The organism is Bacillus sp. FSL M8-0077 (assembly GCF_038050255.1).
Lineage (GTDB): Bacteria > Bacillota > Bacilli > Bacillales > Bacillaceae > Bacillus > Bacillus altitudinis.
Genome location: NZ_JBBPAF010000001.1, coordinates 969,119 through 983,681 on the forward strand (window position 1 = coordinate 969,119; position 14,563 = coordinate 983,681).

Here is a 14,563-nt window from a genome sequence, read left to right on the forward strand (position 1 = left end):
AACCTCTCGTCAGGTTCTCTTTTTATTATTGCACAAAAAAACCGCCAGCATAAAAGCCGAGCGGTTTTCCTTCACTCTATAAAGTGCTAAAAGAGCAGATGCTCTTAAATTACGCTTTGTTAACGTTAGCAGCTTGTGGTCCACGGTTACCTTCAACGATTTCGAAAGAAACTGCTTGACCTTCTTCTAAAGTTTTGAAGCCTTCGCCTTGGATAGCAGAGAAGTGAACGAATACATCGTCTTGACCTTCTACTTCGATGAATCCGAAACCTTTTTCAGAGTTGAACCATTTTACTTTACCTTCTAACATGAAATTTCCTCCTAAAGCGATCTTAACGCTTAAATTCACTATTCTTGCTCTTACACAAACTTCAAAGACGAAAACTCTTTCAAAACTTTCTTCTTAAAGATGATACGAACAAAAATAATTACCTTTACTTTACCAGTGTTTGCGGGAAAAAACAACTGTTATACGAAAACTTTTTTAAAAATAATTAACGCTAACAAAATGAGGAAAAAGCCTATGTTAAATGGTCTCTTTTTCGTTCAGAAAAGCTCACTTGGTTTCTGCCTGACTGCTTCGCTTTATAGAGCTCCTGGTCTGCAATAATCGGTAATTGCTTCATGTTTTCACTTGTTCCTGCATCATAAGCACATCCAATTGACACCGTAATGTGAATCGATGTTCCGTTTTGTAAATAAATCGGCTGATCCGCCATTTTTTTTCGTAAACGTTCCGCAATTTGCCATGTTTTTTCAACGGAACAATTCGGTAAAAGCACAGCAAATTCTTCACCGCCGATCCGCCCAATATAATCAGAACTTCTTGTGTTCTTAATCAGCCTTGTTCCGATTTCTTTTAAAACGATATCTCCCTCATGATGTCCATACTGATCATTGATGGTTTTGAAATAATCGATGTCTAGATAAATCAAGGACATTTGATGGATAGGTTGCTTTAAGTTCAGAGAAAAAGCATCACTTAATATCTCATCGAATTTCCGTTTATTTAAAACACCAGTTAAAAAGTCATAATGAGCTTGGAATTTATACAAATTTAACATCTGATACGCCTTTGTTTGATGCTCAATGACATAAAAGTTAAATAAACCGGCAATATACGAGAACATCCAATAGGTAGCATGCAGTTCAAATGATCTTTCATTGACGATGATGATAAATAAACTAGTCGCTATGATGTTGCTCATGGTAATAGATAACAGCATTTTTACGACGTGATTGATATGACGCTCAGCAATTAAAAAGGAAGCTGTGGCGATAAATATCATGGAAAAAATATTAATGAAAGAAGCAACATTGGCTTCGATTAATAATCGACCAATAATGATCACACAGGCTGCAATGAACGTTTGTGCAATGCCTCCATAAAATGCCGTTAAAATAAGGGGGATATGTCTTAAATCGATGATGGCTGGTCCTGCTTTAATAGAGAAAAACATTAAGAGGACACCGAGTAACCCAGAAATCATTCCTTTATAAATTTGTCTGAGCAGGGTGTCTTCCTTTTTTAAAAAATTCTCTTTAAACACAAGCATTAATAAATAATGGAAAGTGACAAGAATTGTTAAATTAATAAAGAGGTCTCTTAGCAAAATAAAATCACCTTTTTAAAATTACTAAAATTTGTTGCAAAAGAAAAGGGGAAACAAGATAATTAATAAAAATTTCACTTGTGAGGGGTTTAAAATGAGGAGAAAACAATTTCCAGATCGAACGGACTGGCTTTCTTTTTTTGAGACGAGGCCTGATGAAGGATTTGAACGGGATATGCCTATTGAATATCAAGATCTAACGTTTCGGTTTGAGAATGAGGAAGAGCGATTTGTGGTGACGATGTCTCTTGGAGTACAAGAATTTTCTTTGAAGGCTGTTCGAAAAAAGGACGCATCCGTTTTAGGAGTATATACCTTTAAAACTGTGCGACATGTAGAAATAAAAAAGGATCGGCAGCATGAAAAAGAGCTGTTGATCATATTAAATGGTGTGGAACGGTTTGTTATCACGATCGAAATCACCTTTTTGCCTTCCTTCTGCATCATGGTAAAAGAGCACTTTTCAGGAGAATAAACAGGAGCCTTTTTCAGAAAGGCTCCTCAGCGTGTAGACAAACCCTCGCATTCTGTGTCAGGTCTGCGTGCCGGTGCTCACGAATGTCAAATTCGCTCCGCTTCGGTACTCGTCCTTCCTAGACTGCAAAGATTTTCTAATACGCTGAAAGGCTGACAAAGGGCTAAAATAAAATTCATTTTAGCCCTTTGTCAGCAATTTATGGAGCCTTTTTTCAAAAAGGCTCCTTTTGTTTATTTGTGCTCGATGTCATTGAGCACTTGCTGAATAGATTCATCATCCATTACATTCATGACACTTTCATCGATGTGAAGAGACTGAGCGTAAGATTCTCTTGGCTGATGTGATTGGTAGGTTTTTGATGATGGTTGATGCTGGCTTGTTTCATTTGGCTGGACAGCGGTGAATGCCTGCTTAATCATTTGTCCTACTTCAGCCGTGCCTTTTGAGTCTTTACGTGAATGCGAATGGGACTCATGACGAGATGACTCATGCTGGTGTTGATCTTTGCCTTTCATCATTGAGGACAAATTCATGTGAGTCATGCTGCTTAGTCTTCTCCGTAATAGTGGTGAAAATAATGCAATGATGGCTGTTGATGCTGCGATCATTGCACCAGTACTCATACCTTTTCTCTTTTTAAACAAACGAATCCCTCCATTTGATCGTGATGATACTTCTTCATCATGTTTAGGATGACCAATCAAGGCTGATTTATGAATTCATTGCTGAAATAGAGGATGTATGCATAAAAAGTCTGCTGGATGAAAAACCTATGAGCAAAAGGAGGGAATAATTGATGAATAAGAAATGGATGCTATCTTTATTACTCGTTCCAACATTGATCACTGCTGGGTGTGGAATGAACAACCAAGGCGATGAACGAAGAGGAACAATGAAACGACAGTATGAAAATGTCACATATAAGAACGACAACATGAGACAGGATCAACCAAATGTGCAAACACCTCAGAAGGTGAAAGTGGCAGATAAGGCATCAGAGCTTGTTGCCAACATGTCTGAAGTGAAAACAGCGAACGTACTTGTCACAGGGAAAAATGCATTTGTTGCTGTTGTGCTTGAAGGCAATAAAAGCGGAGATGTAACAGACGATTTGAAAAAGAAAATTTCTGACAAAGTCAAATCGACCGATCAACAAATTGATAATGTGTATGTATCTGCTAATCCAGACTTTGTCGATCGTATGACAGGGTACGGAAAACGTATTAGAAGCGGAGAACCAATTTCAGGATTCTTCGACGAGTTTACTGAAACGGTTCGACGTGTCTTCCCTGAATCAAAATAACTACGACAAAAGCCGTATGTCATATGCGGCTTTTTTGTTTGGAACCGCACCTTGCGCACCTGACTGCATAAAGTAAAAAATATATCACCTCTTGTTGATCTTTGTTTTTTCATAGAAAGAGAAAGAGGTTGCAGGATGAATTCAGGTGGGGAGTAAATGAAAGCAAAACCGTCATTAATTCATAAAAAACTTGTAAGCGGAATGATTGCAGCAGGTTTGATTTTTTATGCGTTCACTGCGTACTTGATTTATGTTGCGTTCCAGCTGGCAGGGCAATATATAGAGCAGCATTCGTCGCCTAAAACGGTCTTAACAGAAGGACTCAATAAGCAAGTCTATGAACATATTCGAATCTACTATGCAGAGGATGAGGGCACCTTTGTCGATCTGACCATAGAAGCGCTGGAAAAGGCAAAGAAGAGAACGATGTCTGTGTTTCAGTATGAAGCTGATAAACCGCTAGATATCATTTTTTTTGATGATAAAGAGACGATTGAGCAATTCGCCGGCATCAAGCATATTACAGGTTTTTATTCTGATGTTGATCATATGATTGGATTATACCCAGATAAACGGGAAGAATTGTTGAAGAAAGAGACACTGCCTTTATACTTTTTCAACACGTTATTCATTCATGAGTATGCCCATTTCGTTTTCTATGAAAAGGTGCATGCATACAAGGTATCTCCTGTCGTCTTTCCCCTTTGGTTCCATGAAGGAACAGCAGAATGGACGGCCTATGATGTGCTGAACGCCACGTCTGAACGGTTTGACGTCATTCCTTTTAAATCTCTTCATTCTGATCAAGACTGGCAAGAATCTCGCACGACGTATGAGACAGATGTTTATTTACAAAGCTACTATATGATCTATGAGCTTGTGCAGCTTTATGGACGAGATGTCATACATGAGATCATGGAGGAAACGGCGAAAACTAGTCGTTTTGATAGAGGGTTTGAACAAGCGACAGGACAACGTCTCACAGATTTTGAAGAGCAATTTAAACTGAATTATCAAAGAAAAAACGGCTGACCTGTAAATAGGTCGGCCGTTGTTTTTATTTAATGAAGCGGTTTTTGCTGATTGACTTTGCTTGGCGGCATCTGCACTTGTCCCTGCATAGGGGCAAATGTAGACGTCATCGCCTGCATATCTTGAGCTGTAAGCTGTGGAACTTGATAATAGCTATGTTTGTTTTGATATAAGAAAATTTCATACGCCATTTCAATAAAGTTCGGAATTTGCGCTGCAAGCACACGTCGCACCACAGGGTTTGTGACCTCTAATGCAGTCATTGAGAGTAATCCAGCATGAGATTTCACGAGACCAAGCATATGTCCTGTAATTCCCGCATCTTTTACATCTTGTAATGACTGATTTGGCTTTTTAGGCTGAGATGGTTTTATTCCGTATGTCACCTGCGTCTGTTCTTTCATCATATAAGTAGATGTTTCTTCACTAGGCTTTTGACCAGTAGAAAAGCAATCTACCGTGACGTTGTACTGGGACAATACAAATTGATATTGTCGATCTAACATGTCGGATAATGCGGGATCTTGGATAAATTGCCGAAAGATCATGTATTGATCCAAAATATTAATGGTCCCTGCCAATACCTCATGTAAATCAAATAACTCATGCCCGCCATGATTGAATTGGGGCTGCTGGGCATGTCCTTGAACGTTTGTCTGCTGATCGTTTTGCATAAAGAATCCTCCTTCTGTTTATACAGTCTGTTTTAATGTGAGGAAGTTTTCCTCCTTTCATGCAAAAAACATTATTTACAATTAGAGGGTTTTCTTCCTTTTTGTCGAAAAAATGTATCAGACGAATGAACATGGGGGTACCAGATGCAGGACAAAATCATTAATCGTTTGATAGAAGACGAACATGTGCAGGCACCAGTGATTGGCATCGGTGTTTCGCCGTTTGAACAGCATCATCTTGAGGCTTTTTTTCAATCATTTCCGCATGAATTAAATGCCTCTTTTATTGTTGTGCAAAATCATGTGACAGGCGATTGTGTAACTGATTTGGAAGCACTTGTTTTACCGATTGGCTACCGGGCAAAGCCGATTAAGCATGGGGAGAAAGTCATGAAAAATACGATTTATGTTTGTCCGCAGCATGCGGCTGTGACATTGACAGAAGACAAACGGCTACACATAACAGAGCAGCATCCAACGAACATGGTGTGTGCTGTGAACTCGTTGTTTCAGTCACTTGCTAGTGTGCAAAAGGAAGAGGCCTATGCGATCTTTTTTCAAAAAGGCTATTGTGTAGGAAGTGGTTTGCTTCAAATCGTTGAGCAAGGCGGTACAGCCTTATCATGCAGTGAGACAAATAGCGGGTTTGATCGTATGTATCATCAAACATTTCAAGACCCTTCTGCACTGGCGTCATATATAGCCAACATCATCAACGTTCCGCATACAGATATTGCAGACCCTGTTTTGATCAGAATCATTGAACGTCTTGAAATGCATAAAGGAATTGCATTTTCAACCTATGAGAAGCGCAGGCTGCTCTCTGTCATTCAAAAAAGAATGAGGAGTGCGAACCAATCGATCTCCTTATTGTCCGAGTACGATCGTTTATTAGAGAGAGAACCAGATGAGCTTGACCGCCTGCATGTACAGCTTTTAAGCGGCACGACTTCCTTTTTTAGAGATATGGAAGCCTTTCGAGTATGTGAACATCACATCATTCCGTCGGTCATTGAAAATACAATGAAAAATGGGAAATCTCGATGCCGTATTTGGATTGCAGGATGTTCTACCGGTGAAGAAGCCTATTCTTTCGCGATATTATTTTTAGAAGAAATGAAACGAAGACAAGTGTCCATTGAACTTCAAGTGTTTGCAACAGACATCAACCGGAAAGCGATCCAAAGTGCAAGCAAAGGTGTTTATTCGCTTGAGTCTATGGCAAGGATGCCAGAAAAATGGAGGGCGCGATATTTCGAAAAAAAAGGTGACGCTTTTATTGTGAAGCAGTCGCTTAGAAAACATATTGTCTTTGCTCCTCACAATTTATTGATCGATTCACCTTTTATCCACCTCGATTTTATCAGTTGCCGAAATGTTCTGATGTACTTCCAGCCAGGAGTACAAAAACGAGTATTATCTCGATTCCAATATGCACTAAAGGATCAAGGGATGTTGATATTAGGACCAAATGAAACGGTGCCCAATATCCCTCGTTTATTTCATTTGTTAAATGAAAAGTGGAACATTTATACCCACTCAAACGTTCCTAAATACAATGCAGGTCATACGGAGTTAAAAGAACGAGCTGCCCAATATATGAAAGAAGTAGAGCAGGAGTATGATGCATGTTTCATCATAGACGATCACGAGAAAATCCTCGCGATATCAAACGGTGCCTATTCTTTCTTAGCGCATGCAGAAGTCTCAGATGAATTATGTGAATATGTAACCCCTGATTATATGAAAGAGATGCTAAGTCAAACCTTTCAAAAGGTGTGGACTGAAGAGACTGAGGTTGTCTTTCAACATGTCCTCATTTCGGAAAATGGCAGAAAGCAGTATGCTGATTTTACAGTGAAACATTTTGATCGCCGTTTTAAAGGAGTATACGTCATTCTCATTCGGATGAGTGAGAGAGGAAAAAATCAAAAGAACGGCAGGGACAACGGGATGTCAGAGCAGAATTCGGTTTATCAACAGCGAATTGTCGATTTAGAAAACGAGCTCAATGAGGTCAAACAAAAGGAGCAAGAAGCACGGGCTCAATTAAACGAAAAAAACAAGCAAATAGAAGTGCGCGAGAAAACAAACGAGCATTTTATTAATATCATCAACAACTTAAAGGTGACAAGAGAAGAACTGTACCGGCCATCTGTGAAGCCAGAACTTGCCACGCTGTTTGTGGACCGGGAAATGAATATTCGCTATCACACTCCTACAGCTGCCTCTTTATTCACTTCGGCACAAACCCGGCACCAGCAAACTTTTCAGTCGATGGTGAAGAAGCTATCGAAGGAAATGCTCTATCATGATATTCAATCTGTCATTTCAGATAGGCGCGTGATCGAACGTGAAATTGAAACGAACGAAGGAGAACAATGCACGGTTCATTTGACGCCTTTCTATGATCAAGATCGCGAGGGAGCAGTGATGACCTGGATCAAAATGACCGAAATGACGAAATTGAAGCAGGCTCTTCATCTTGCGGTGACAGCACTTGATAACAGCCATATTCATATTGTGGTTGCAACGGGAGAAGGCGTCATTCAGTGTGTCAACCAGCGCTTTTGTCAGTTTGTACAGCAGCATGAATATGACTTGATCGGAAAAGATATTTTTTCTGTCTATTATGCGTTGTGTCAATGTGATGATCTAGCGAAACAATGGGACGTGTGTTTAAGAGAGGGCAGCTGGACAGGTGAGTTGTATTTTCAGGACCTATCAGGGCGTGAACGATGGGAAAGAGTCTCTTTACACCGAATCGATGACCCTAACAAAATGCAGTCTACTGTCATGCGGATTTCAGAGGATATTACAAGTCAAAAACAGTCTGAGAAAATGCTGATGAAGTCTGAAATGCTGTCAGCAGTTGGACAGCTTGCAGCTGGTATAGCCCATGAAATACGGAACCCGCTTACGTCGTTAAAAGGCTTTTTACAACTGATGATTCAAAGTAAAAAGTATCAGAAGGATTATGCCGATGTGATGATGTCAGAGTTTAATCGGCTTGAATCTATTATTAATGAATTCCTTGTGCTCTCTAGAAGCAAGTCTGTTAAATTTGAGCCAGTGCATGTGAATCTTCTGCTCGAAGAAGTCATTATGGTCGTTGAATCGCAAGCGGTCTTAAAAGGAGTGTCGATTCAAAAGAATCTGGCTCCCTCTCTGCCTCATATTCAAGGGATTCCAAATGAATTAAAACAAGTGTTCCTTAACATTCTTAAAAATGGAATTGAAGCGATGGATGGAGTAACAGGTGTGATCCAAGTGACCTCATTATCGAAAAACGACCAAATGATGCTGATATTTGAAGACCAAGGCAAGGGCATACCAGAAGATGAGATTGGGAAATTAGGTGAACCTTTTTACACAACGAAAGAAAAAGGCACGGGTCTAGGATTAATGATGACCATTAAAATTATTGAAAGCCATGGCGGTACCATTCGTTTTGAGAGCAAAAGCTTTGAAGGCACCCGTGTGATTATTACATTTCCAATGAATGAAGCAAGATAAGTTTTACATGAAATCCATCTAGTCTCAATATTTGCTTTGTACACTAGGAGAGATGAAGTTCAAAGGGGAGAAATCTAATGAAACGTATGCAATCCATTCGAATGATCTGTTGTTTGATTTTGTTCATATTTACTCTGCAATCTTTACTGCCTAGTATCATGACAGCTGAGCCGTCTCATGCTTCTGAAAAGAAAGAGACTCTGTGGAAACAAACAAAGCCGATGAACATAAAAAAAGCCCGCAAACTGATAGGAGAAACGGTGACGGTGAGCGGTATCGTAACAGCAGATCAATCCGCTATAGGGAATGGGAAACTATCAACATATATTCAAGACAAAACAGCTGGTCTCAACATTTATTCTGCGCAGCCTCAGAATTTTCCAGAACTGAAAGCAGGCATGAAGGTCACGGTGACAGGCAAGATGACGACTTATAAAGGGCTCGTTGAAATTGTACCAGATCAAGATCGTCTGAAAATAGATGCTGTAAATCAGCCATTGCCTTCACCAAAGAAAGTTTCCATTAAACAATTGGAATCGGATCAGGCAGGCAAATATGAAGGAAGATTAGTGAAGGTAAAAGGCTATGTAGAACAGGCGCCAGATCAGCCGGCTGGCGGTGGATACAATGTGGCCATCATCGATAAAAAATATCATAGCACAGTCCTTAGAGTCATGGTTGGTACGGGTGCCATTGATCAAGTGAAGACAGGAAAATGGTATGAGTTTACTGGCGTTTTAAGCAGATACGATACGCTGCAGGTACTTCCAAGACATAAAACCGATGTCAAATTGCTGAAGCACCAGCCAAAGCCGCCAAAAATCAAGAAAGAATATGAGGCAACGGTAGATCGTGTTGTGGATGGAGATACCATTCATTTGAAGAAGCCTGTGCTCGGCACAACTAAGGTACGCTTCGTGAATATGGACACACCAGAAACCTACCACAAGCCAAAAAATGAATTAGATCAAAACCAGCTGCGTTTTGGACAAAAAGCGACGGATTATTTAAAAACGCTTCTTTCAAGTGGTGATCGAGTCACATTAAAGATTGGCCCGGAAGCTAAGGATGGATATGGACGTCTTTTAGCTCAAGTCAAAACCAAAAAAGGTCTGAATACGAACTTAGAGCTTGTGAAAAAAGGATATGCCCCTACTTATTTCATCTGGCCTGTTGGAGATGAAAAAGAGTATCAGATGTTCCAGCAAGCAGTGAAAGATGCCAAGGAAAAAGGGCTTGGTATTTGGAATGGAGAAGATCCTCTGCTAGAACAGCCGTTTGAATTTAGAGCACGTGAGCAGAAAAAAGGGCTCACACGTTATGTTGGTGATTCATCTGCAAAAACCTACGTATCACCTGACAGCTGGAATGAGATTGATGTGGATAAACGTATCTTTTTTGCTTCTAAAGAAGAAGCAGAGCAGGCTGGATATCAGGCTTCAGCCTCAGACCGTGAAGTCCCATTAACCATTTTAAGCATGAATGATTTGCATGGGAAAATTGATCAGCAATATGAGCTGGATGTAAAAGGTGATGGTAGCAAAGGAACATATGGACGGATGGATTATGTGGCGGCTTATATAAAACAAAAGCAAGCTGCGCAAAAAAATACACTGACAGTTCATGCAGGAGATATGATAGGCGGAAGCTCGCCAATATCTTCTCTTTTACAAGATGAACCAACCGTTGAACTAATGGAGAACATCGGCTTTGATGTTGGGACAGTCGGCAACCATGAGTTTGATGAAGGTGTAGATGAATTATTGCGCATCTTAAAAGGTGGAGATCATCCGAAAGGCACAAAAGGATACGATGGGCAGAACTTCCCGCTTGTTTGTGCAAACTGTGAATACAAGGATACTGGCAAACCACTTTTACCGGCCTATGAAATCATGGAAGTCGAAGGAATTCCTGTGGCTTTTATCGGAGTTGTGACAACATCAGCGGCAGGTATGGTCATGCCAGAAGGAATTAAAGACATTCAATTTACTGATGAAGTCAAAGCTGTCAATGAAGCAACGAAGGAATTAAAGCAAAAAGGGATTAAAGCGATCGCGGTTCTGGCTCATATGACCGCCTCTCAAAATGGTGATACCATTACTGGAGAAAGCGCAAGGCTCGCCAAAGAAGGTGATGACGAAATTGATGTCATTTTCGCTGGCCATAATCACGAAGTGGTCAATGGGGAAGTGAATGGAAAATTAATTGTCCAAGCCTTTGAATACGGAAAAGCGATTGGAGAAGTCAATATCATACTTGACAGGAAAACAAAAGATATTGTCAAAAAGAGTGCAAAGATCCAGTATATAGACCAGGCTGGTATTGAAAAGGATCAGGAGGCAGCGGACATTTTAGCTCGTTACGGAAAAGAAGTTGAGCCGATTATTAGTGAGGGTGTTGGAGAAGCAGGGGTCAAGATGGAGGGCGGCTATTCAAATGATGGTGATACACCACTTGGTAACCTCATTGCGGATGGCATGAGATATTCAATGAAAAGTGACTTTGCCATGATGAATGGTGGCGGCATCAGACAAAATCTCGAAAAAGGACCCATTACTTGGGGAGACCTCTTTAATATTCAGCCATTCGGAAATGTATTAGTGAAGCTGGACATCAAGGGGAAAGACTTAGTTGATATCATTGAAGCTCAAATATCTCCTCAATTTGGACCGGATTATAGCATTTCAGGCTTTTCTTATTCCTACGATCCGTTAACATATAAAGTAGTCGACTTAAAACTGCCTGATGGATCTTCCGTTGTTTTCGACAAAACGTATACACTCACAGTGAATAATTTCATGGCGACTGCCACTGGAAGTAAGTATGCGCCGATTGGCCGACTAGGGAAAAATCCGGAAACAGGCCCAGAAGATTTAGAAGCAACGGTCGCTTTTGTAAAGAGCTTCGAGGGAGCTTCTATTGTGTATCAAAAAGAGGGCCGAATTCAACAAGCGAAACAAGAAGAAAAGGCAGCAGCAAGCTAAAGAATCATCACCAAGGGCGAAGGAGTTAACGCATGAAAAAATGGCTTGCAGTGATTGTCATGTCAGCAGGAATTGTGGTGCTTGGCTGGGGAATTTGGCAAATCGCTTCTACTCACTTACAAACAGCACAATCGTTAGAGGAAGCAAAGAAGGTCGTAGAAACTGATCAAGGGATGACAAAGGAAAAATTTTCACCTGAAATGGGGAAAGCCTCTGGCATCCTGACCATTCCGAAATTAAAAGCCGATTTGCCGATTGTTGAAGGGACAGATGCGGACGACCTTGCCAAAGGAGTCGGTCATTATAAAGGCAGTTATTATCCTGATCAAAATGGACAAATCGTTTTGTCGGGACACAGGGACACAGTCTTCCGCCGGACTGGTGAATTGGATATTGGAGATCAGCTGAAAATCACTGTACCGTATGGTGAGTTTGTTTATGAAATCACGCATACGAAAATTGTGGATCAGCATGATACATCCATTATTACCTTACAAAATAAAAAAGAAGAGCTTGTGTTAACCACATGCTATCCATTTCATTTTGTCGGCAACGCACCAGAGCGGTACATTATTTATGCGAAAAGAGCATCTGTCTAACGTCAAAAGAGCCTGTATGATCAGGCTCTTTTTTCTACATATTGTCCATTAATTCAGCCATATCAGGTGGAAGCGGTGCTTCTATCGTCAGCTTTTCACCTGTGAATGGATGGTTCATGTCTACTTGTTTGGCATGAAGGGCGCATCTGTTTATCAGGTCACGCTTCCCGCCATATAATGTATCGCCAGCTAAAGGATGGCCGAGACTGCTAAGATGAACCCGGATTTGATGTGTTCTGCCTGTTTCTAATTGCAGCTTGACGGCCGTCATCTGTAAACGTTTATTGAGGTTCAAGACCTCATAATGAGTCTTGGCGCTTTGACCAGTAGGAGAAACTCTCCTTCTGACGGCATGGTGTTTATCACGTCCAATAGCTGCTTGGATCGTTCCTTTCTTTTTTTTAAACAGTCCTTGTGCGATGGCAAGATACGTTCTGTTAATCGCTTTTTTTGAAAGCATTTGATCGAGTACAGCATGTGCCAACCTGTGTTTGGCAAAAATGACGGTGCCGCTTGTATCTTGATCCAGCCTATGTATATGTCTGACTCGCTTTTCTTCTCCATTTGCTTGAAAATGGAAAGCGACTAGGTTCGCCAGCGTACCTGTTTGTCCTTTTTCATTTGGATGTGTCGGCCTTCCAGCGGGCTTTTGGACAACTAATAAATGCTCATCTTCAAAGAGCACTTCTAATTCACCGTATTCTGGCATCACATCACATTCTTCCGTCTCAAATAAATCAATGATGATCTGATCACCTGTACTCACTTTTGCAGCATGATGGGCAGGTTTTTGATTGAGACGGACTTTTTGTTGCTCCATCCAAAAATGGATAATCGGTTTAGAGGCAGACACTTCGTCTTTTAAAAATTGACTTAAGGAAATGCCATTTTGCTGCTCTCCTACTTTTAGGGAAAGCGTGTGTCCTTTTATGATCATGATATTCGTCCTCTCTTTGGGGATATATAGGAAACACTTACCTTGGCGTATGACTTTTTTTCTGTGATATTCTGAATGGAGCCATAACGACAGAGAGGTAGATGCCACGTGAGATTAATGAAAGCTGCTACAGCCCTTCAAGAGCAGGCAATTGAAGAAATATCAAAAGAAGTTGAAAATCTTTTAGTCCATTCTGTCAATGGAGAAGAGCAGGTAAAACAACCCCCGCTTACATTCATTGATGGTGTGTATAACGGGACAATGGATGATGCTTTTCGTATCTTATCAGGTCTTCAGCTATTACATACCATTATTTTAAAGCCGAAGCGTCATATCACAAAACGTGATCGTGAATTATTTGAACTCAACCGTGAACAAGTCAATGCGTGCGGCTTTTCTTTCCCGTTTGATTTAGATGATTTTGCAGGTCGTCACCTTCAAAATGCGTAAAAGTTGGTGTGAACTTCCTTGTTAACTTACAAGATCGTCGCACATACTATTTTTAAGGGAACGGAGAAACCTTCAAGATCTGTAATACCAATTCCGCTCTTTTTCAACAATGTCTATTCTCCACGAATCGGAGCGCTTGGATCCCTTGCAGAAAGAATCGAACATGACAGGAGCCTGACAAAACGATGCAGGCTCCTTTTATACATAATCATTTTAGCAGACATTCATCTTTGAAAGTCAATTTTATTCACGATATGATAGCAGTATGGAAGATATTTCAGACTTTCGGAAAAAAGGAGTGGCCTCTTTGTTAAAGGCGATTATATTTGATTTTGATGGATTAATTTTAGATACAGAAACACATGAATATGAGGTTCTGCAGGAAATGTTCTCTGAGCATGAATCGGAGCTGCCTCTGTCTGTATGGGGAAATGTGATTGGAACACAGGCAGGTTTTAAGCCTTTTGAATACTTGGAAGAGCAGTTAGGGAAGACATTAGATCATGAGGCACTCACAGAAGACCGGCGTTCCCGTTTTCAAAAGAGAATGAAGGACGAAGCAGCAAGACCTGGTGTAGAAGCTTATTTAGAAGCAGCAAAGGAGCTCGGGATTAAGATTGGACTTGCTTCTAGTTCAGATTATAAATGGGTGTCTGATCACCTGAAACAAATTGGACTTTTCGATTACTTTGAATGCATCCGCACGTCAGACGATGTGGAAGAAGTGAAACCTCACCCAGAACTTTATTTGCAAACCGCACAATGCTTAGGCGTTGAGCCAAAAGATTGCGTGGCATTTGAGGACTCTGTGAATGGGTCAATCGCTGCCAAACGAGCGGGTATGAAATGTGTCATCGTACCAAATAAAGTGACGAGCACACTGCAGTTTGAAGAATATGACGCGAGATTAGAATCCATGGCTGAAATCGAATTGCTCCAGCTATTCCATCAGCTTGAAAAAGAGGATCAGTAAGGGG

The 14,563-nt window shown here is 40.7% G+C and carries 13 protein-coding genes; 8 read left to right on the forward strand and 5 right to left on the reverse strand.

Annotated features, from left to right (window positions below; all coding sequences use genetic code 11):
* Positions 1 to 109 precede the first annotated feature (109 nt).
* A complete protein-coding gene (gene cspB / locus NST57_RS04880; protein WP_003212277.1) occupies positions 110 to 310 on the reverse strand; it encodes a cold shock-like protein CspB in 201 nt (66 codons plus the stop codon).
* 211 nt (positions 311 to 521) lie between these two features.
* On the reverse strand, positions 522 to 1,613 hold the full coding sequence (locus tag NST57_RS04885) for a diguanylate cyclase (protein WP_142154565.1): 1,092 nt from the start codon (positions 1,611 to 1,613) through the stop codon (positions 522 to 524).
* 94 nt (positions 1,614 to 1,707) lie between these two features.
* Between NST57_RS04885 and NST57_RS04890 the strand changes: the two genes are divergently transcribed.
* Complete coding sequence (locus NST57_RS04890) at positions 1,708 to 2,088, forward strand: hypothetical protein (protein WP_341298159.1); 381 nt, start codon at positions 1,708 to 1,710, stop codon at positions 2,086 to 2,088.
* Positions 2,089 to 2,321: 233 nt separating this feature from the next.
* On the opposite strand, the gene NST57_RS04895 is transcribed toward NST57_RS04890, so the two are convergent.
* On the reverse strand, positions 2,322 to 2,735 hold the full coding sequence (locus tag NST57_RS04895) for a spore coat protein (protein ID WP_142154569.1): 414 nt from the start codon (positions 2,733 to 2,735) through the stop codon (positions 2,322 to 2,324).
* A 152-nt stretch (positions 2,736 to 2,887) separates the two neighbouring features.
* On the opposite strand from NST57_RS04895, the gene NST57_RS04900 reads away from it, so the two are divergent.
* Positions 2,888 to 3,394 carry a YhcN/YlaJ family sporulation lipoprotein gene (locus NST57_RS04900; protein ID WP_142154571.1) on the forward strand — a complete coding sequence of 169 codons (507 nt, stop codon included), beginning with the start codon at positions 2,888 to 2,890 and terminating at the stop codon, positions 3,392 to 3,394.
* A gap of 156 nt (positions 3,395 to 3,550) precedes the next feature.
* Entirely contained in the window at positions 3,551 to 4,426 is an 876-nt protein-coding gene (locus NST57_RS04905) for a hypothetical protein (protein WP_142154573.1), read from the forward strand.
* A 29-nt stretch (positions 4,427 to 4,455) separates the two neighbouring features.
* Here the strand turns inward: NST57_RS04905 and NST57_RS04910 are convergent, their stop codons facing one another.
* Entirely contained in the window at positions 4,456 to 5,100 is a 645-nt protein-coding gene (locus NST57_RS04910) for a spore coat protein (RefSeq protein WP_251185308.1), read from the reverse strand.
* Between the two features lie 144 nt (positions 5,101 to 5,244).
* Here NST57_RS04910 and NST57_RS04915 point away from each other — a divergent pair, with 144 nt between their 5' ends.
* The 3 genes from NST57_RS04915 to NST57_RS04925 all read left to right on the forward strand — a co-directional run bounded on the left by NST57_RS04915 (position 5,245) and on the right by NST57_RS04925 (position 12,199).
* The gene (locus tag NST57_RS04915; protein ID WP_341298160.1) at positions 5,245 to 8,616 is read left to right on the forward strand and encodes a CheR family methyltransferase; all 3,372 of its coding nucleotides are present in this window, start codon (positions 5,245 to 5,247) and stop codon (positions 8,614 to 8,616) included.
* A 77-nt stretch (positions 8,617 to 8,693) separates the two neighbouring features.
* Entirely contained in the window at positions 8,694 to 11,600 is a 2,907-nt protein-coding gene (locus tag NST57_RS04920) for a 5'-nucleotidase C-terminal domain-containing protein (RefSeq protein ID WP_341298161.1), read from the forward strand.
* Positions 11,601 to 11,632: 32 nt separating this feature from the next.
* Positions 11,633 to 12,199 carry a class D sortase gene (locus tag NST57_RS04925; protein ID WP_341298162.1) on the forward strand — a complete coding sequence of 189 codons (567 nt, stop codon included), beginning with the start codon at positions 11,633 to 11,635 and terminating at the stop codon, positions 12,197 to 12,199.
* Between the two features lie 34 nt (positions 12,200 to 12,233).
* Here NST57_RS04925 and NST57_RS04930 read toward each other — a convergent pair whose 3' ends face one another.
* On the reverse strand, positions 12,234 to 13,136 hold the full coding sequence (locus tag NST57_RS04930; protein ID WP_142154586.1) for an RluA family pseudouridine synthase: 903 nt from the start codon (positions 13,134 to 13,136) through the stop codon (positions 12,234 to 12,236).
* A gap of 108 nt (positions 13,137 to 13,244) precedes the next feature.
* Between NST57_RS04930 and NST57_RS04935 the strand changes: the two genes are divergently transcribed.
* Entirely contained in the window at positions 13,245 to 13,586 is a 342-nt protein-coding gene (locus NST57_RS04935) for a DUF5365 family protein (RefSeq protein WP_142154588.1), read from the forward strand.
* A gap of 307 nt (positions 13,587 to 13,893) precedes the next feature.
* A complete protein-coding gene (locus NST57_RS04940; protein ID WP_341298163.1) occupies positions 13,894 to 14,559 on the forward strand; it encodes an HAD family hydrolase in 666 nt (221 codons plus the stop codon).
* The last annotated feature ends 4 nt before the right edge of the window (positions 14,560 to 14,563 follow it).

Excerpts from the sequence above, each read along its gene's own strand:
- NST57_RS04920 (WP_341298161.1), top strand. The coding sequence starts at position 8,694 with ATGAAACGTATGCAATCCATTCGAATGATCTGTTGTTTGATTTTGTTC.
- NST57_RS04915 (WP_341298160.1), top strand. The coding sequence starts at position 5,245 with ATGCAGGACAAAATCATTAATCGTTTGATAGAAGACGAACATGTGCAG.
- NST57_RS04905 (WP_142154573.1), top strand. The coding sequence starts at position 3,551 with ATGAAAGCAAAACCGTCATTAATTCATAAAAAACTTGTAAGCGGAATG.
- cspB (WP_003212277.1), bottom strand. The coding sequence starts at position 310 with ATGTTAGAAGGTAAAGTAAAATGGTTCAACTCTGAAAAAGGTTTCGGA.
- NST57_RS04930 (WP_142154586.1), bottom strand. The coding sequence starts at position 13,136 with ATGATCATAAAAGGACACACGCTTTCCCTAAAAGTAGGAGAGCAGCAA.
- NST57_RS04900 (WP_142154571.1), top strand. The coding sequence starts at position 2,888 with ATGAATAAGAAATGGATGCTATCTTTATTACTCGTTCCAACATTGATC.
- NST57_RS04925 (WP_341298162.1), top strand. The coding sequence starts at position 11,633 with ATGAAAAAATGGCTTGCAGTGATTGTCATGTCAGCAGGAATTGTGGTG.
- NST57_RS04890 (WP_341298159.1), top strand. The coding sequence starts at position 1,708 with ATGAGGAGAAAACAATTTCCAGATCGAACGGACTGGCTTTCTTTTTTT.
- NST57_RS04910 (WP_251185308.1), bottom strand. The coding sequence starts at position 5,100 with ATGCAAAACGATCAGCAGACAAACGTTCAAGGACATGCCCAGCAGCCC.